Annotated in this window: 22 protein-coding genes; all 22 read left to right on the plus strand. The window is 44.5% G+C overall.

Features of this window, described 5'->3' with window-relative positions:
- Positions 1-301 precede the first annotated feature (301 nt).
- The 22 genes from RS881_RS05975 (at position 302) to RS881_RS06080 (ending at position 17,393) form a co-directional block, all read left to right on the plus strand.
- Positions 302-628, plus strand: coding sequence for a hypothetical protein (locus tag RS881_RS05975; RefSeq protein WP_315820235.1), 327 nt, complete (start codon positions 302-304; stop codon positions 626-628).
- 121 nt (positions 629-749) lie between these two features.
- On the plus strand, positions 750-974 hold the full coding sequence (locus tag RS881_RS05980; protein ID WP_315820236.1) for a hypothetical protein: 225 nt from the start codon (positions 750-752) through the stop codon (positions 972-974).
- A gap of 426 nt (positions 975-1,400) precedes the next feature.
- Positions 1,401-2,084, plus strand: a complete 684-nt coding sequence (locus RS881_RS05985; protein WP_315820237.1) for a hypothetical protein — start codon at positions 1,401-1,403, stop codon at positions 2,082-2,084.
- Positions 2,051-2,395 carry a hypothetical protein gene (locus RS881_RS05990; protein WP_315820238.1) on the plus strand — a complete coding sequence of 115 codons (345 nt, stop codon included), beginning with the start codon at positions 2,051-2,053 and terminating at the stop codon, positions 2,393-2,395. The genes RS881_RS05985 and RS881_RS05990 overlap by 34 nt, the downstream gene beginning before the upstream one ends.
- Positions 2,396-2,477: 82 nt before the next feature.
- On the plus strand, positions 2,478-2,657 hold the full coding sequence (locus RS881_RS05995) for a hypothetical protein (RefSeq protein ID WP_315820239.1): 180 nt from the start codon (positions 2,478-2,480) through the stop codon (positions 2,655-2,657).
- 80 nt (positions 2,658-2,737) lie between these two features.
- Positions 2,738-3,352 carry a hypothetical protein gene (locus RS881_RS06000; RefSeq protein ID WP_315820240.1) on the plus strand — a complete coding sequence of 205 codons (615 nt, stop codon included), beginning with the start codon at positions 2,738-2,740 and terminating at the stop codon, positions 3,350-3,352.
- A complete protein-coding gene (locus tag RS881_RS06005; protein WP_315820241.1) occupies positions 3,301-4,443 on the plus strand; it encodes a hypothetical protein in 1,143 nt (380 codons plus the stop codon). The genes RS881_RS06000 and RS881_RS06005 overlap by 52 nt, the downstream gene beginning before the upstream one ends.
- The gene (locus RS881_RS06010; RefSeq protein WP_315820242.1) at positions 4,440-5,600 is read left to right on the plus strand and encodes a hypothetical protein; all 1,161 of its coding nucleotides are present in this window, start codon (positions 4,440-4,442) and stop codon (positions 5,598-5,600) included. The genes RS881_RS06005 and RS881_RS06010 overlap by 4 nt, the downstream gene beginning before the upstream one ends.
- 24 nt (positions 5,601-5,624) lie before the next feature.
- Positions 5,625-5,996, plus strand: coding sequence for a hypothetical protein (locus RS881_RS06015; protein WP_315820243.1), 372 nt, complete (start codon positions 5,625-5,627; stop codon positions 5,994-5,996).
- 19 nt (positions 5,997-6,015) lie between these two features.
- The gene (locus tag RS881_RS06020; protein ID WP_315820244.1) at positions 6,016-6,873 is read left to right on the plus strand and encodes a hypothetical protein; all 858 of its coding nucleotides are present in this window, start codon (positions 6,016-6,018) and stop codon (positions 6,871-6,873) included.
- A 34-nt stretch (positions 6,874-6,907) separates the two neighbouring features.
- Positions 6,908-7,438 (plus strand): hypothetical protein, encoded by a 531-nt coding sequence (locus RS881_RS06025; RefSeq protein WP_315820245.1) that lies wholly within the window; start codon positions 6,908-6,910, stop codon positions 7,436-7,438.
- Positions 7,431-7,667: a hypothetical protein gene (locus RS881_RS06030; RefSeq protein WP_315820246.1), complete on the plus strand. Its 237-nt coding sequence runs from the start codon at positions 7,431-7,433 to the stop codon at positions 7,665-7,667. The genes RS881_RS06025 and RS881_RS06030 overlap by 8 nt, the downstream gene beginning before the upstream one ends.
- Positions 7,668-7,696: 29 nt before the next feature.
- Positions 7,697-8,272: a DUF6443 domain-containing protein gene (locus RS881_RS06035; RefSeq protein WP_315820247.1), complete on the plus strand. Its 576-nt coding sequence runs from the start codon at positions 7,697-7,699 to the stop codon at positions 8,270-8,272.
- 44 nt (positions 8,273-8,316) lie between these two features.
- Positions 8,317-9,033 (plus strand): hypothetical protein, encoded by a 717-nt coding sequence (locus RS881_RS06040; RefSeq protein ID WP_315820248.1) that lies wholly within the window; start codon positions 8,317-8,319, stop codon positions 9,031-9,033.
- Positions 9,034-9,125: 92 nt separating this feature from the next.
- Positions 9,126-9,587, plus strand: coding sequence for a hypothetical protein (locus RS881_RS06045; protein WP_315820249.1), 462 nt, complete (start codon positions 9,126-9,128; stop codon positions 9,585-9,587).
- Positions 9,548-10,411, plus strand: a complete 864-nt coding sequence (locus RS881_RS06050) for a hypothetical protein (protein ID WP_315820250.1) — start codon at positions 9,548-9,550, stop codon at positions 10,409-10,411. The genes RS881_RS06045 and RS881_RS06050 overlap by 40 nt, the downstream gene beginning before the upstream one ends.
- Positions 10,412-10,443: 32 nt before the next feature.
- A complete protein-coding gene (locus RS881_RS06055; protein ID WP_315820251.1) occupies positions 10,444-13,050 on the plus strand; it encodes a LamG domain-containing protein in 2,607 nt (868 codons plus the stop codon).
- On the plus strand, positions 12,951-14,438 hold the full coding sequence (locus RS881_RS06060) for an RHS repeat domain-containing protein (RefSeq protein WP_315820252.1): 1,488 nt from the start codon (positions 12,951-12,953) through the stop codon (positions 14,436-14,438). Before RS881_RS06055 ends, RS881_RS06060 begins: the two co-directional genes overlap by 100 nt.
- Positions 14,435-15,238, plus strand: coding sequence for a hypothetical protein (locus RS881_RS06065; protein ID WP_315820253.1), 804 nt, complete (start codon positions 14,435-14,437; stop codon positions 15,236-15,238). The genes RS881_RS06060 and RS881_RS06065 overlap by 4 nt, the downstream gene beginning before the upstream one ends.
- Entirely contained in the window at positions 15,222-15,731 is a 510-nt protein-coding gene (locus RS881_RS06070; protein ID WP_315820254.1) for a hypothetical protein, read from the plus strand. Before RS881_RS06065 ends, RS881_RS06070 begins: the two co-directional genes overlap by 17 nt.
- A 493-nt stretch (positions 15,732-16,224) precedes the next feature.
- A complete protein-coding gene (locus tag RS881_RS06075; protein ID WP_315820255.1) occupies positions 16,225-16,782 on the plus strand; it encodes a C40 family peptidase in 558 nt (185 codons plus the stop codon).
- A gap of 11 nt (positions 16,783-16,793) precedes the next feature.
- Complete coding sequence (locus tag RS881_RS06080) at positions 16,794-17,393, plus strand: hypothetical protein (RefSeq protein WP_315820256.1); 600 nt, start codon at positions 16,794-16,796, stop codon at positions 17,391-17,393.
- Positions 17,394-17,735 lie beyond the last annotated feature (342 nt).

The following is a 17,735-nucleotide window of genomic DNA, read 5'->3' on the forward strand; positions in this document are numbered from 1 at the left end:
CCAGTACCAGTATCAACGCCAATATTCTAAAGGTCAACCTGGGGTCCAGTGAGAATTCGGCATCCCTTTCCAAATCGATCGGCTTCTCCTATAATTCAAGAGCAGGTCTGGCTGGCATGACGCTGAGTGGTTCCTTTAGTGCAGGTAAGGGGTTTAAGAAGAATAAGGTAGGCAATTTGTTAAGGAATGCAAGTTTTAGCAATAGCTCTTTATTTCTTTTAATAGTGATACTTATACGCCGACGATCGATATTCCTAACAAGACGAACTCTTACAATCTTTCTTTCGAAGTGGGGCCAGAAGTGTTTGTTGCCTACGTGGGATTGGGTATAAGTGGTTTTTACAGTCAGCAAAAGCTGGCGCAAAATGTACGCAGCCTTCCTGCTTATGGATACATCCACAGTGAAAAGGGGAGGAATGCTTCTGATGCATTACTTGACTTTAACCGGGAAAAAGATATTCCCTATAGCCCTGAGGTGAGTTATTTACCAATACCTGTACCTACTAATGATCTGTTTATGGCTACCAGCCAGGGCGGGGTAGGGCAGTACAGGGCTTATCGTGGTAGCTCGGGCATTTTGTTTGATCATAAATCGGAAGGGGCAGCAACGATTATTCCCTGGGTGTAGAACTGGGGGCCGGTGCTTATTTTGATATAGGGGCCAACTTGTATTACCAGGGAACAAAAACGAATAACGGAAAATGGAAAAAGCAAAATGATTTTATCCGGAATGGAGATTTCAGGATAAATTGAACTTTCTCACTCCGCTGGATGAGCCGGCCTATTTTAAAAAGGTAGGCGAATCGGTGATCACAGACAAGGACTATCTTGCTAAAATCCATAATACGCAACCTGTAGCGGTGAGCCTTCCCAAGTCGTTCAGTAATGTGATAGATGGTGCTTCTGCAGGCAATAGCCTGGTCACAAAAGCTCAACGTTCGGGTATTGCAATAGGGAGCGCTGAAGCGGGATAAAAGAGAATTACGAAACGAACCATTCAGCTATCTGCCAGCTTCAGAAGCTGTAAATCATGCATTGGACAAGCAGATCAGGAGTCTTCATCCTGACTCGCTGGTCATTAATAATTGCGGCACTGCAGTAACAAATATTAATCGTTCCAGTGACTATAGGAAAAACACCATATCTCAGAAGCTACTGTTACAGGCAGTGACGGAAGAAGGACTGTTTATGGGATACCGGTATACAACACGTACCAGGAGGAGGTAAGTTTTAGCGTACCTCCGGATCTTACAAAGCGGAACAGGGGGATCATCAATTATGAGCATGGTGTTGATAACTCAGCCAGTAATACCCATGGCAGGGAGAGTTATTATTCAAAAGACATCACACCGCCTTATGCAACTTCCTATTTATTATCGGCTGTGCTTTCGTCCGATTATGTGGACCGTACAGGTAATGGAATCTCTGATGATGACCTGGGAACGGCTACCAAATTCAATTATTCCAAACTGCCTTATGAATATCAGTGGCGTACACCTTATGACAGTGCCAACTACAATGAAGGTTTTTTGAGCGACAACCGGGATGATAAGGCCAATTACGTGTATGGCCGCAAAGAGGTATGGTACCTGCATTCTGTAGAATCCAAAACGATGGTGGCGCATTTCATTGTGGAAGACAGGGCTGATGGTTTGGGGGTAGCGGGGCCTGCAGGAGGAAAGGATACTTCTGCAAAATTGAAGCGACTTAAAGAGATACGCTTATACTCCAAATCTGATCTTAAACTCCATGGTAATAATCCGGCCCTTACCATACCCATCAAGGTAGCCCATTTTGAATACGATTATTCCGTTTGTTCAGGGCTTCCCAATACGATTGGTAATCAGGGAAAGTTAACGCTGCGCAAGGTTTATTTCACTTTTGGTCAAAATCAACGGGGTCGGTTGCATCCTTATACCTTTCATTATGATTCTACTTTCAGTCAATATGCGGTGCGGCAATATGACCGGTGGGGAAATTTCAAGGATGTGGCGAATAACCCCGGCGGCCTTAATAATTTGAGTTTCCTTATACGCTGCAGGACAGTACATTGGGATCAAAATATGCAGCCGCCTGGCAATTAAAGAAGATTGACCTGCCCTCCGGAGGCGCCATCCAGGTTACCTACGAGGCAGATGATTATGCCTATGTTCAGGATAAGCGGGCGGCTCAAATGTGTTTTGTATCCGGAGTAGGCTCACCGGGCTCCTCGGGTGGGTTGGTGGAAGCCGACCATATTTATGTAACCCTGCCCCGGCCGGTTAGCAACGAGCAGGAAATGAGGTTTAGGTATTTCAGAGAGGGTAATAAGGATATGGAAAATCTTTATTTCAAATTTTTATGGATGTTGATGGAGAAGGTCATAAAGAGTTTGTGCCTGGCTATGCATCTATAAAGAGTGTGAGTTATGTAAATTCCACTACTGCCCGGATAACGCTGGACAAAAACAGTGGTATTAATCCTATTGCCAAAGCCGGTTGGCAGTTCCTGCGTATGCACCTCCCCAATATGCTTATCCCGGATCGGATAATTATGAGGACGATGGAGGCGATTTTGTAAAAGCTGTTAAAGCATTGGTAACAGCCGTTGCTTCTATTAAGGAATTGGTGTATGGTTTTGAAAAAGGGCCAAGCACAAAGGATTCTCCAATAATGTAGAGTTATCTAAGTCCTGGGTAAGATTGTATAGTCCTGCATTTAAAAAGTATGGTGGAGGGGCCCGCGTAAAGCGTATTGACATGAGTGACAATTGGGTCAATATGTCGGGAACGCCCGGCGCTCAAACGGCCACTTATTCTCAATTGTATTCCTATACTAATACTATTAAAGACAATGCAGGCAATAAGTTTGTTATTTCATCGGGCGTAGCTTCTTATGAACCGATGATCGGTAACGATGAGAATCCTTTTCGTCAACCGGTATCCTATAAACAAAAACAATTCCTGGGGCTTGATAATTTCTATTATATCGAGCAGCCCTTTTGTGAATCCTTTTTCCCGGCAGCCACGGTTGGGTATAGTAAGGTGTCTGTTAAAAACATAGGGACCGGCGACGCAGAAACGGCCAACAGGACGGGGGAAACTATCAGTGAATTTTATACAGCAAAGGAATACCCGGTAAAGGTGGACTGGTTGCCGCTGGAGCGCCGGAAGCCCATGAGTTCAAACATTCTCAAGCTGGTGAGTGCCGTGGTGGTAGATCATATTGGTCTTTCTCAGGGCTATGTCGTGGAGCTGAATGATATGCATGGGAAGGAAAAATTACTACTATCTATAATAGATCGGGGCAGAAGGTCTCATCCGTGGAGAACTATTATAAGACGGTTAATGAAACCGCCGAAAAGAAAGAGTTGAATAATGCTGTCAAGGTACTTTACCCGGACATGCACGTGGAAGATGCTGTGATAGGTACTGATGTGGAGCTTTTCACGGATATGCGGGAGCAAACGATGGATAACCTGGGTGTAAGTGTAAAGGTGAGTGGCGGGTCTGGAGCTGCCTTGTTCTTTCCATTACCCTTCTTTTTCCCAGGTATCGGTGTTAATTATGAAAAGCGTTCTTACCGGGCCGCCTCCACTATTAAGATTGTAAACCGTTTTGCAGTGCTGGAGAAAGTGAGGAGTACTGAAAACGGATCGTCTGTTACTGCTGAAAATGTAATGTGGGATGCTGTAACGGGTGCCGTGTTGATGGCCAAATCACAGAATGAGTTTGATGAACCGGTCTATAGCTTCAGTTATCCCGCTCACTGGATAAATAGCGGCATGGGGTTGGCTTCCCAAAACCTTGGAACTATTATGTCTGGCTTCAGTACCAATGCGAATGGCGAAATTCTGCATCCCATATACAAGTCTGCGCTCGGTCCGGGAGATGAGCTCATTGATATTGCATCCAGCAATAAATACTGGGTGATCAATACGGCGGCAAACGGATTGGGAGGTAATGAACTACGCCTTATTGACAAATCGGGCATTATTCAGCAGGTATCGGGCCTGCAGGTGCGGGTGTTGAGATCGGGCAAAAGAAATATGCCTGGTAATGCCTTGGCTACTATTGCTTTCATGCGCTATCAGGTCTTTAACAATATTTTGCAGATCAATGAATTTTCGAGGGTACTGGATGCTAAAGCTGCTGTATTCAGTGAGGAGTGGAGCATGCCGTTGGCGCAGACGTGCGTGACGGCCGGTAGTTGCCCATCAGGGTATACGCTTTCGGGAGATGGTAATTATTGTTATCGTTATCTGTACCGGGATGTGATGGATTCGCTGACCAGCAATGTATCGGGCAGTTATTGTTTGCAGGGTAACGGGGCCTATGGTGGCCTGGGTACTGTTATTCATGATAGTTCTTTCAATATGGACGGCACAGGAGGCAATCCGGTAACAATAAATGCAGCCAATACATTCTGGTGGAACTTTGACGGGGGACTGTATTTGGGCCAATGAACCGCGCAGGTGTATGGCCTTGCGGCGATGCCACCACCACTACCTGGCGGGGTTTTACTGCCTACGTAACGGCGCCTGCCGCTAAAAGGTATTATATCGGTATAGCTGGTGACAATTATGTACGCATCATAGTGAACGATACTTTACGCCTGGATGTAACCAATGACGCCAATTTCCAGCAATGGCATATCTATCCGGTCAATTTAAGGGAAGGACCCAATAAAATTCAACTGGTAGGCAGTAATTTGGGAGGACCAGCTCTTTTTGGCGCTGAAATATATAATAATACGCCTGCCGAGATTGCCGCTGCTCAAAATTATGAGCAACTCGATCTGATATTTACGACGAACGAGATCCGGAATATTAATTTTCAGGCCAACGTTCCTTTGACTGCCTATTGCCCGGGTGGTTTTACCATTGACAGCAGCGGCACACCTGTACGGTGCAGGCAACTGGATATTGCCGGCATGCCGGGGCTTCGCATCAATAATGTTTTCAATCCTTATACAGAAGGAGTATTGGGCAATTGGCATCCTATGCAACAATATTCCTACCAGGAAAGAAGAGGCGCGCCGGTTGGCAGCGATGCCATCCCGGGCAGCACGAACATCAGAAGGGCTGGTTATTTCAATTCATATATCCCTCTTTATTATTTCACCACTCAATTCGAAAAGAACGGAGGTCCCAACTGGGTTGCTACGAATACTGTAACACTTTACAATGGAAAAGGAACCGAAGTAGAGAGCAGGGATGTGCTTAACAGGTATAGTTCAGCCTTGTTTGGCTACTTGGAATCGGCACCCACCGCAGTTGCTTCTAATGCCCAATACCGGGAAATCGGTTTTGACGGATTTGAGGACTATTATTTCTCGCTTGATTGCGGAGCTGATACCTGCGCTAAGGGGCATTTTGACTTCAGGCGTTCCATAAATGGAACGGGCGTTGCCCTTTCCAACCAGGCACACAGCGGTAAGTACAGTCTGAGGCTTGCTGCCGGTAATACGCTAACGCTTGACAGACCTTATGCTGCAGAACCTGGTACCGCTTTGTTTGAATTTGATATCAACGGGCAGTATGTTTTGAAATCAGATGCACTGGCGAGGGATTTCTTCCTTTGCGTCAGAAAAATATATACTCAGCCTTTGGGTAAAAGATAATGCCCCCGCGATGCCGCTGCCGCTATGAATGTTTCGTTAAACGGGACCAACCTTATCAGCAGTATCAATAAATGGCCTGTTATTGAAGGCTGGAAACGGGTTGAAATACCATTTGCCCTGGCTTCATCTGCTGTATCATTTACCCTTCAGCTTACGGGTATGGGTTCTACTATTTACGTGGACGATATACGTATACATCCGTTTGATGGTCAGATGAAATCATATACCTACGATGCTTCTAGTCAACGTTTGATGGCTGAGATGGACGAAAATAACTTTGCCACTTTTTATGAGTACGACGATGAAGGTATATTGGTGCGGGTAAAGAAGGAAACAGAGCGTGGTATTATGACCATCAGGGAAACGAGGTCTTCACCAAAACGAACTACAAACTAAGTTGTAAAACCATTAGTGTATGAAACAAGGAAAAGCGTTGTTGTTGATAGTAGGGGTGGCGGGGCTTGCCATTTTGTGGGGATTGGGCGTTGCCCAAATACAGAAAAGGACTGTTGTGGTAGAGCAAGAGGCCATCACCGGCGATACAACCGACCTTGGGCAGCCTACCGGGGAAGACCCGCTTGCAGTAATGAACAACCTGGTGCAGGCCCATTACAGACAGGGGAAAATAAATTATGAAGGAGTGTTGCGATTGTTTGATGAAAATGAAGCGACTCCACGGCTCATGGAAGAGAAACCATTCAGGTACACCCTGTTTGGACAGAACTATGTTTATATCATTGGCAAGGTGGAAATAATCAGGAAGGACCAGCGGTTTATCCTCATTGATCATGAAGAAAATGTAATCGCTATTACACCAGTAGAAAAGAACCCGGCTCCGAAAATGACACCTGGCTTCGATTTGGAAAAGTTCAGGCAATTAATGCAACAGCAGGCGGCGGCGGCGAAAGTTACTGTGAAAGGGCCATTCAAGATATTAACGGTGGAAGGCTTAAAAGAAGCCGGAATGCAGGGATACAGTATTTATTATTCTCCTTTGGATCATCGGATCCAAAAAATAAATATTGACATGTGGCAGTTAACACCGCTTGAAGAAGGTGAAAGGACAGGCGCATCTGGTAAGGGAGGCGCCCCCGTGGAGGAAGGAGATGAAAGTGTTGACGCTTTCAATTACCGGATGGCCATTGAATATTCGGCACAGAAAGAGGAAACTACTACAAGCTTTGATCCTGAAAAGAAGTATTTCTCAGGGTCGGGTAAAAAAATAACGCTGAAAGCGCCTTATTCAGCTTACGAATTGATCAACCAGGAATAACATAAACGCACTGCCCTAGCATGAGAAAAAGACAATGCTAATCAAGAACCTTATTCTGTGTCTATTGCCGGTACTGGCTATGCTGATCCACCAGCCTGTGGTGGGGGCAGAAGAACCTTATGTAAATGAATTGAAAGGCGCCCAGGTTACAGCCGGCCAGTCTTTCTCTGTAACAGATGAAAAATTTAAATCTCCCTCATCCTGGGCACTTATCGATCATTCGATAGCGCAGGTGGCAGATAATATTATTTCCTTTGAGATCAATTTTGATACGTCGGTATATTTTTATTCAAAACCGTTCACCTGTACGGTGAATCTGAACATCACTACCTACAATAACCCCTCCGATACTTCCGAAATAGCGCAGCAGTTTAACAATATATCAATGGTAGTGCGCTTTGACACGACCAGTGGCGGCAAATACAAGGGAGTAGCCTTGTTCAAATTTAAAGGCGCCCATAAATATACAGTTACCATAAATAGTGTTGCCTATTCTTTGGGGGGCGCCTCCACCCATTTTCCGGTTGAAAGGGCAAACGATCATACAGCGAAAATACTTGTTTGAGGATGTTAGCACTGATGTAGCTACTTTTCATAAAACAGGCAATCAGGTGTCTGTTAACTGGGTTGCAGCTAATTACCCCGGGGCGGAATTGTTTGATCTGGAATATACCGTTATTGACAGCAGCAGTGCTGCTGGAAACTCCCTGCAAAACAATTTTTATAGCGGGGGCACTATGTTGTTCCGGAAGATACGCTGGCTGCCTGGTTTACTAATAACAGTTCGCGGGTAACTACTGCTGCTACCAGCTATACGCTCAATATGATATACAACAGCGGGTTCATATTATTCCGCATACGGGGCGTACAGTTGCGGGGCGACAACAACGTATTGCGGTATGAAGGTAACTGGAATTATGCTGCCAAAGAGCTATCTGCTCCTACTCCCGGGAGCGGGGTCGTAAAGTTTGACTGGCACGAGGAACATTTGAACTGGCAATACTCAATTACTTTTGCAGAAGAAGGCAAGCGGAAAGAAGTGATCAGCTATTTTGATGGTACCCTGAGAAGCAGGCAATCGGTGACCTTGAATACTTCCGATCAGGTTGCTGTTGTATTGGAAACGATCTATGACAACCTGGGCAGGCAAAAGGCTTCGGTGCTTCCGGTACCCGTTGCCGATAATACGATCCATTATTTTAAAAGCTTTAATAAGAACCAGGCCGGCGTACCCTACAGTTTTGCTGATATTGATGAGGATAGTTGTGTAACGAATGGTGCTTCCATGAAGAGCACTTCCGGGGCTTCTCAGTATTATTCCCCCAATAATACTTTTCAGCATGCTTACTACTATGCAAAGTATATTCCGGATGCTGAAGGATACCCTTTACCATCATAGATTTTACAGGTGATAATACGGGCCGGGTTAAAAGGCAAGGCGGTTTGGGTCCTGCTTTCAGGATTGGATCGGGCCATGAAACCAAATATTTTTATGGCAAACCTACGCAGGTAGAGCTGGACAGGTTGTTTGGATCAGAAGCCGGCAACGCCAGTCGCTACCTTAAGAATATGGTAGTGGATCCCAATGGACAGATCAGTGTAAGTTATATGAACGCCGGAGGCAAAACTATAGCTACGGCATTGGCCGGCGCCACCCCTCCCAATGTACAAGGTTTGCCTTCCAATGGGGCGGGGGCTTCTACCCGCGTAACGGCCGATCTTATCAAGCCCGATGATTTCCTGAAAAGTACTGAAGACTATTCGCTTTCTGCCAACGCTACCTTCATGGCGCCGATAACGGGTGATTATACATTGCATTATAGGCTTGATCCTGTGCGGTTGCAGGTATTGCATGGCCCTGGCGATAACAGTATTATTTGTAATAACTGTTATTATGATCTGGAAATTGTGGTGAAAGATGATTGTGGTAATACGCTGAAAACGGCCACCCGTGCCGCCGGTATGGTGTTTGACACTACCTGCGCCAACATCCCCGCTGTTATTACTGACTCGCTGGTGATAGAAGTTCCCGCTATTGGCGAATACTATGTAAGCTATCAATTAAAGATCAGTGAGGATGCCCTCAATTTTTACGACAATGTGCATATTGTAAAAATACCAACGTTAAGAAGCTCAATTACTTTTTGTTGGATGAGTTGAAGAATTCAGATTTTTACGGATGCTATAATAATTGTGAAACCTGCAAGGACGATCTCGGAACACCTGCTGAGTTCTTTGGCAGGTTTAAAGGTATGTATACGAGGGATTCCATTGCTTTTGCCCAGGAGGATTCCTTATTCGTACTGGCCTTGTATGATTCGCTCTGGCAGAATTGTCTCCGTATTCAGAGCACTTGTGTGAAATCGCCCTGTGATGAAAAGCTGGAGCTGCTCAAAATGGATGTATCACCGGGCAGTCAATATGCTTTGTACGACAGCGCGAATTATACATTGCTGGAAGCCAGTATCAATGTATTGGCGCAGCGGGGCAGCATCGCTTTCTTTGTTGATGAAACCGGAAAACGTGATTCTGTGACGGTGGTTAATAGTGCAGGGGAAGAGGTATTAACGGATGTAAAGAACTTACCGGACTCCTTATTTATTCGATATTTTAAATCATCCTGGGGCGACTCCCTGGTGCGGCTGCACCGGAATACTGCCGCTACCTGTGGTGTATGGCCAACTCTGGTAGTTACGTCTTTGATGAGGCTGTAGAGAATGATATTGATGGCGATTCGGCCATTACGTTGGATTATTACGACCGTGGTGATTATGCGGCATTGCTTAAGAAAGATCCCTTCTTTTCCGCAGGAAATATTGGAGCTGCGTTCAATCCGCTTATGCAGGATAGCCTGCGCTTGTTTTCACGTACTATTTTTGGGATTTCGCAAACCGACAAAAATGTGCTGGAATACATTGACCGGATGTTGTATTGTAAAGAACAATGCAATGGCTGGAATTCCTGTGTGGTGGATAACGATTGCCGGTCTGCCAACCAGGAATGGGGCTTATATAAACAGTTTTACCTGAACCTGAAACAACGGTTTTATGAGCTGGCCCGGATTAATAGCAGCAACCAGGTTTTTGCCAACTGCGCCAACTGCTATGTAGGCTCTACTCCGCTGGATATTGTGGATACCTGTGCCCTTTCCTTAACTGATTTTAGTGTATCCACTGAAGTTCATCTTTGTACTGGAACTGATAAATGTAAGATTTACCCTGCTGTGCAGATTGCCTACAAAAGGTACACTGAAGATCCCTTACCTTATCCGGCCGTTTATGGAACGATACGAGTATTCCGAACGAATAATACGGATACTGTTGTTGTCAGGAAGATGGATGCGAAATTTTGGTGGCTTTTTGAAATCGGCTTAGCTTCCCCTACTCAGATATTGATTGATAGCGCATGGCTCGAAGCTGTTTCCTGTAAACCTCCCTATTTGGCTTACAATCCCTCCTCATCAACATGCGGTATTCCTGACACATGCGCCAATGGCATTTACGTATCGCTTGATAAGCCGGATATGTCTTTTATATAGAGCGCGGAAGTTCAGACGTATTGCCTTCTATCGTGCCTGCAAACTATGGGAATGCCAGGTTTTATGCCTCTTTTAGTGCGCAGACAGGCAGTAGCAGTTATTGCTCATTCAAAAATGTGTGGGTATGTACCAATGAAACAACTGCATTTACCTGCCCTGCCAATGAAAGTAATTTTGGCGTTGCGTTTAGAGCAGATCCTCCCAGTACAGGTAATCCTAATGGCATTTTCTGGTGTAAGTATTACTATAATGGCCCACGTGGTGGAAGTTATATGGTAACACGCCATGTTACACAGGTCGTAAAAATGTTTGGTCAACCTCAACTTCATTATTTCGATACGGTCATTACTTTTAGAACAGGGATAGATACTGTTTATATTAATTACGGGGCTATGTTTAACGGGATGATGAACTCGCCCTATGTTACACAAAACACGCTTGTTGATGAAACTGTTAGCTGTTTTTCATTGAAACTCCCAGTCCATCAATGTACCGGCGGTTCGAATGACGCTTTATATGCTAACAAGCAAAGACGCTATCCGGAATATGTGGATCCTTCCGCAATGATGACTGATCTGCTGGCTACCAATCCTGAACAGAAGAGTGAAGATATTGAAGAGCAGATTGGCGCAGAATGCGCCTCTAACTGTGAGGCCGTGGCAGATGTATGGATAAAGCAATTGAAAAAATGCACCACAGAACAATACCTGCTCGATGAACTGAAGGTGGCGTTCATTGATATCTGCTCTAAAGGTTGTACCATGGGTAATCCATTCGGAACATCCTCTATTCCTGATAGTATCGAAGCAAACTACCATAGTTTTGAAGAAGCTATTATAGGTGTTTTAGGCATATCAGCCGTTAATGATTCTTGTGCGGTAGAGTTATTGGGTAATATTTATCCCCATGGTAAACTACCTGTTTACGAAAAGAGAATAATATCAGAGGCCGATACCGCAGTATGCAACAAGCTGGCCCTGGTGAAGTCTACCTATCAGTCTTCCGGTTTCAGTGGTTCCTTCCACCGGTATTTGCTGAATAATTTCCCCGGTGATTACAACCTTGATTCCCTGGAGTTGAACGGTTTGATTGATGGCTGCACTAATTGTAATGGCATTCTGAAAAATGATATTGAGCTGCCCATGGCCTTTGAACCAAGCAGCAAACCGTGCCTGGCATGTGATACGGCACAGGCCCTCCTGGTTAAGTTTCAGAATAAGTTTCCTGCAGTTGATAGCACGGAGGATCATTATGAAACCTTGTTCAGTAATTATTTTAATTATCGGCTGGGATTTGCGCTTTCCTACAGTGAGTATAAAACTTTCCTGGAAAACTGCGCCAATGGGCAAGTAAGCAGCAGGCTGTGCAACCAGCCGGTGATCACTGAATTTGTCGCGAATGAAGAGCTCAACCCTTGTACGGCAGAATTATTTGCTACAGCGCTGACCAATGCCAATAATATCTATGTGAAATATATTGACTCTGTGCACAGGGCATTCCGTGATGCCTGGCTTACCAAGTGCATGAGTGTACAACCGCAGCTCACCATGACTGCTAATCTTTATGAATATCATTACACCTTATATTACTATGATCTGGCCGGAAACCTGGCTAAAACGGTGCCACCTGCCGGTGTGCAACTGTTGACGGATGCTGAACTGGAAAAGGTAAAGCAATACCGTTTATACAACGAGGGTAACTGTTACCAGTATTCCGATTCAATCCTGTTCAACAACAATGGCTGGATGTATTTTTCCGGCAATGAGCAGATGAATGCTGGTTCTTCGCCATTTACCGTTGAAGGTTGGTTTAATTTCACTGCTTTTGGCGACCAGGAACTGATGCGGAAGGAAGGATATGAAGATATCGGGATGGAGTCGTTTTTGAAAGGCTGGCGGGTAAATATTGTGGATGGTAAATTACGCGTTAACCTTCAGTCGGTAAACGACAGTATTCGGCCTGCTGTTTCTACGGCAGTTACAGCCAATCTGTCCACGCTGGTATCACCGGGTGCCTGGACGCATATTGCCATACAGCGTATTGCCGATACCATACAGCCTATACGGGTATTCATTAATGGAACTGCGGTGGCTTTGACCTATGAAGCAGACAGCATCAAGAATTATAGCCTTTCAGGCATGTGGAGTTCGGACCTGCTGGTGGGACGGTTTGATGGTACGACTGCAAAATTCACCGGATCAGTGAGGAACCTGCGCCTTTATAACCGTAGTTTAACTGCCAATGAAATTGCGCAACAAGCTGCCAATAGTTGTCAATTGCCGGTCACAAAGCAGGGCTTGGTATTCTGGTCCATACTGAATGAAGTAGGTGAATACGGCGCTTTGGTGGAAGAAGTGTCCAGAAACAATGGTATAATCATTGATCCTAACTGGCAGCCTTTTGTCTGGCAGCCTTACAACGGAATGTTGCCAGCGCACACGTTAACTTCCAACTACCAGTATAATACACTGAGTTCAATTGTATATCAGCAAACCCCGGATGGCGGGGCTACCAATTTTGGTATGACCGGATTGGCCGGTTGGCAGTATCTCAAAACCAACGTCAGCTTACACAAGCTGGTGGTATACCACGCTTCAGCTATACCCGCTATGATGCGTTGGGAAGGATTACAGAGGTAGGTGAAAAACTGCCCTTCTATTCATATGTAATGGATGATAATATAGCCAAAAACCAGGAATCCCTGGATTGGTTCATGGATTTTTTTAATAATAATAAAGAGGTTACCAAAACAATCTATGATGCACCACTGCTCACTGAGCAGGCAGGCAGTACATCCCGCAAGCGGGTAGTAGCCAATGTATTTCAGGCTACGCCAACCAGCGCCGGAGATTCGACCTTTTACAGTTATGATGTAAACGGAAATGCAAAATCAATATGGCAAAGTATAGAAGCGCTAAGGGTTATAGAGAACAATGGCCGAAAGCGTATTGATTATGATTATGATCTTGTGAGCGGAAAAGTGAACCGGGTGGTTTACCAGCTTGGCGAAGGAGATCAATTCTTCTATAAATACCTGTACGATGCAGAGAATCGAATCATTGAAGCCCAATCCGGAAGGGATGGCCTGCTTTGGAATACGGACGCCAGCTATCGGTATTATTTGCATGGCCAGCTGGCCCGGATAGAATTGGGGCACTATAAAGTACAGGGGATAGATTATGCTTATACACTGCAAGGGTGGCTCAAAGGAATGAATGGTGTACAGGTAAACCCGGCAAACGAAATAGCGGGAGACGGAAAGGATACGGGTGTATTCAGCCGTGTGTCTCGTGATGTGTATGGTTTTTCACTTGGGTATTTCGCCAATGATTACAAGCCCATAGGTGGTGCGGGTGCTGCAGCTTTCCGGGTAAACTATCAGGCGCCAGCGCCTTCAGGCTCCGTAACAGGTAGTTCCTTGTTCAATGGCAATATCAGTTATGCCACCCTTGCCTTGTCTGGAATCAATAATGGCGCGCCGGCCGGTTACACTTATTTGTATGATCAACTGAACAGGCTTACTGGCATGAGCCGTCATGCTTTAATGGGTACAGATACGGGCTGGAGTAATACTTCTATAATTGATGCGTACAAGGAGAGAATAAATTATGATGCCAATGGAAATATTCTAAGTTATATCCGTAATGGCGCCGGAACAACCCATAGCCCGCTGGCAATGGATAATATGACCTACCGCTATTTGCCGGGCACAAACAAGCTGGACCATATTGATGACAGTATTGCAGCCACCAACCATAAAGTAGATATTGACGACCAGGATAGCCTGAATTATGTATATGATGCTATTGGTAACCTGATACGGGATGTGTCTGAAGGAATTGACAGTATCCAGTGGACAATTTATGGGAAAGTTGAAAAGATCAAAAAAGACAGTTCTACCATTACTTATGGATATGATGCCAATGGTAACCGGGTTACCAAGGTTTATGCGCCTGTGAATGGTGATACGGTTACTACTTTTTATGTGCGTGATGCACAGGGTAACCCCTGGCTATTTATAGTTTGAAAAATGATAAGCTAACCTGGAAAGAACAACTATTATATGGTAACAGCCGGTTGGGCATTTATCGGTATGACACCCTTCCGCCCGTTTCACCGGCGGTGGTAACAGAGGATGGAACCTATGTTACAGATAGTATTATGTCTGGCCGTATTAATTATGAGCTGGTGAACCACCTCAGTAATGTAATAGGAGTTATTTCCGATAAAAAACATGGCATTGTTTCGTCGACGGATAGTACCAAAACTGCTTATTATGCTGCTGAGGTATTATCAGTCCAGGATTACTATCCTTTTGGCATGGCTATGGCGGGGAGAGGAATCTCAGGTCCTGGCTGTCATGAAGTAGTGGAAGATCTTACAGAAGTGAAAGCTTCCAGCAACCTCGATAGCGGTGCGGTGCAAGATGGACTGGAAGTGAATCACAACGGTGTGAGATGGGGTCGCATGACAACTACCAGTACGATCACCTTATATAACCAGGCCGTTAAAATGACCAATGGGGGCAGCAGTGATGGCGTGTTGGCGATAGTACCTATCAGCCAGGTAGAGCCCAATACAACTTATGTGATGGAGTTTGATATTACCGAAAAGTCCTCAGGCATTAGTTATTTTAGCTGTCAGGCCCATAGTTCGGGCAATGATCAATACCGTGCTACTACACGGAAAACCGGGCTTGGGCATCATAGCGTATTGGTCACCACGCCTGCTACTCCCATTACTTTTTTTCCGGTTACGGATCACTTCCAATGTTGTAACTTCCGGCACTTATTTTGTAGTAGACAACTTTGTGCTGCGGAAATATAAGAAGGCGGAAGAAAGCACTTTATATAGCACCAATTTCAATACAGCGGTGATGAGCGGCGTGAATGTAAACGACAATGGCCAGGTGTGGACACCATTTAACAGCAGTATTACGAGTTTGAGCTTGGTGGGTACTACTGACCGGAAGATAAAAGTAAACTGCACCAATGTTAATGACAGCCGTGTAAAAACAACGCTTCCCCTGGCGGGCGGTTACGATTATATCCTCCGGTTTAACCTGGCAGAGGATTCGGCGGACAAGCGAATGTTCTTGAATGTATTCAGCCGTGTGGGAGGGGTGTGGACAAATACATTTTATCAGGGACTCTTCTATTTTGGAACGGGCAATAATATGGTGAATATGCAATTCCCGTTTGGCGCTGACAGTATCCGGTTAGAATTTCAACGTTCGGGTACTACTCCCCTGCCAGCTATGATGGACTTACCACCCCCTTCACAATTGACAATTTTAGTATTTCCCGGCTTGATACGGTAGGTAGCCAGCGCACCATTATATGCAACGGAGGGGACAGTACAGCTGTCAATGGGAATTACCGGTATGGGTTTAATGGGCAGGAAAAGTCGAATGAGATAAAGGGCGAGGGGAACAGCTATACTGCTGAGTTTTGGGAGTATGACCCGAGGATTGGGAGGAGATGGAATTTGGATCCTAAACCCAGCAAAGATATGAGCCCCTATGCCAGCCTCGCTAACAACCCAATATTATCTATTGATCCGAGAGGAGATACCACGTGGTACTATAGTCAAAAGACTGGAGGATTAATTGAACGGATTGATAATAGCAACCCTAACCAACATTTTGAAATGAATGATAAATTCTATAAAAGTGCAAGAGATATTTACAAAAAGAACATGTCAACTTTAACAGTACAGTCAAGACGGACGTCAACGTAGCTAACGACTTTTCAAAATACATAAGTACTTTTGCTTATGAATCCCAGTTATGGGACTTTAAAGGAGTAATATTTATGAAGGAGATTTTTGAACCATCTTGGACATTACTTGCAAGAACTCAAGTTGGAATACATGAAAAGACATCTCCTTCAACTGTGGTAAATAGATACCACAGCATCAATAGAGAGTATAAACCAGAAACTGCTGGAATGGCTTGGTGTGCTTCCTTTGTTGGGTATTGCCTTTCAAGCACAGACTATGAAGCTCAGTTAGATGCTGGTGCAGCATCTTATTCAAATATCAAAACAAGGCACAGAGCTGGATTTGAAGGATATAAAAATGAAACTTACACTGATCCTGTTTGGGGCGCTAAAGAGCAAAATCCGTTCATAGGTGCAATTGGCGTACATAAATCCGGTGCTCAATACCACGTAACTTTTATTATTGCCCAAAGCGCTAATGGCAATATTTTGTATGGCCTGGGAGGCAATCAAGGAGATCAGGTAAAAATATCTCCTTATAGCAAGTCGAATTTTGTTGCATTCATGAGACCAATTAGCTATACTGTGCCAGAAACTGCAAGAACACTCCCAATCAGGAGCGGAGGGACAACTGGTGAAGCGACTCGATAAACTAATCAATTATGAAACAATTATTAACTTTTATTGCCATCCTATGCACTTGTAAAACAACGAGTGCAAGTAACCTTGATATAAAAACGATAACAGATACAACCATTGCATTTACTTGGAAAGAAAATGGAGAAAGGTTCAAATTAGAGATTTCGTTGATCGGGGAGGCCGGGCCTGATGGTGTAATACCTGGACAAACAACAAAGTGTTATATAAGTTTAAAAAAAGCAAAGGTTAGTCCAAAACAAAATGCCCTTGTTTTAAAATATAAAGACACATGCAATCCCCAGGTTAGCCAGTTGCTTTTTTATGATAGGGATCTTGTTCGTCGAATAATCGCCGGAAAATCTGAGGAATTCTTCTTTTTCTACGAATTTGGAAGTGACGGATTAGATCCTCGGACAATTAAATATATTGTTGTCGGAAAGGATAGGGTATACAGCTCAATAGTTCGTTTGGTATATGATGAAGAAAAAATGAGTTACGAACCTGCTACACCCTTGTTGAAATTCTTAAATGCTCTTCCAGAAAAATACAAACATTATGCTCGCCAGGATTACAAAAAATACTGGACCGGGTCAGGAAGTCAGGAAACTGAGAATCATCGGTAGTGTAGGTTGTGTGCCGATTAGCGCCTGCAGGAAGTAAGATATGTAATGGCATTGACTGATTGACAATGCCATTATTTTTTTGTACATCAATAAGGGGATAAACTGCTGTCTAAAAGGTCGATCGTTTAAAACTGACTATCTATGGACGCAGGTTATGGAAAGGGTTGTAGAGCGTGTTCATAAGTTGGGAGGAGTAGCCACTTTCAATAAGCAAGGCATAATAGCGAATAGGATTGATTATGAGAACAGCGTGACGCTCGAGGATAAGCAGAAAGTAATAAATAGTGGTAATTAACAGGTCAAATAATGAAAGTGAGATCCTTTATATGGGCATTTCTATTA

Source organism: Paraflavitalea speifideaquila (assembly GCF_032395985.1).
GTDB lineage: Bacteria > Bacteroidota > Bacteroidia > Chitinophagales > Chitinophagaceae > Paraflavitalea > Paraflavitalea speifideaquila.

Bases quoted from the DNA above. Each gene is read 5' to 3' on its own strand.
- RS881_RS06000 (WP_315820240.1), top strand. From the start codon at position 2,738: ATGAGTGACAATTGGGTCAATATGTCGGGAACGCCCGGCGCTCAAACG.
- RS881_RS06035 (WP_315820247.1), top strand. From the start codon at position 7,697: ATGATATACAACAGCGGGTTCATATTATTCCGCATACGGGGCGTACAG.
- RS881_RS06050 (WP_315820250.1), top strand. From the start codon at position 9,548: ATGGCCAACTCTGGTAGTTACGTCTTTGATGAGGCTGTAGAGAATGAT.
- RS881_RS06045 (WP_315820249.1), top strand. From the start codon at position 9,126: ATGTATACGAGGGATTCCATTGCTTTTGCCCAGGAGGATTCCTTATTC.
- RS881_RS06015 (WP_315820243.1), top strand. From the start codon at position 5,625: ATGAATGTTTCGTTAAACGGGACCAACCTTATCAGCAGTATCAATAAA.
- RS881_RS06075 (WP_315820255.1), top strand. From the start codon at position 16,225: ATGAAGGAGATTTTTGAACCATCTTGGACATTACTTGCAAGAACTCAA.
- RS881_RS06080 (WP_315820256.1), top strand. From the start codon at position 16,794: ATGAAACAATTATTAACTTTTATTGCCATCCTATGCACTTGTAAAACA.
- RS881_RS06010 (WP_315820242.1), top strand. From the start codon at position 4,440: ATGAACCGCGCAGGTGTATGGCCTTGCGGCGATGCCACCACCACTACC.
- RS881_RS06020 (WP_315820244.1), top strand. From the start codon at position 6,016: ATGAAACAAGGAAAAGCGTTGTTGTTGATAGTAGGGGTGGCGGGGCTT.
- RS881_RS06025 (WP_315820245.1), top strand. From the start codon at position 6,908: ATGCTAATCAAGAACCTTATTCTGTGTCTATTGCCGGTACTGGCTATG.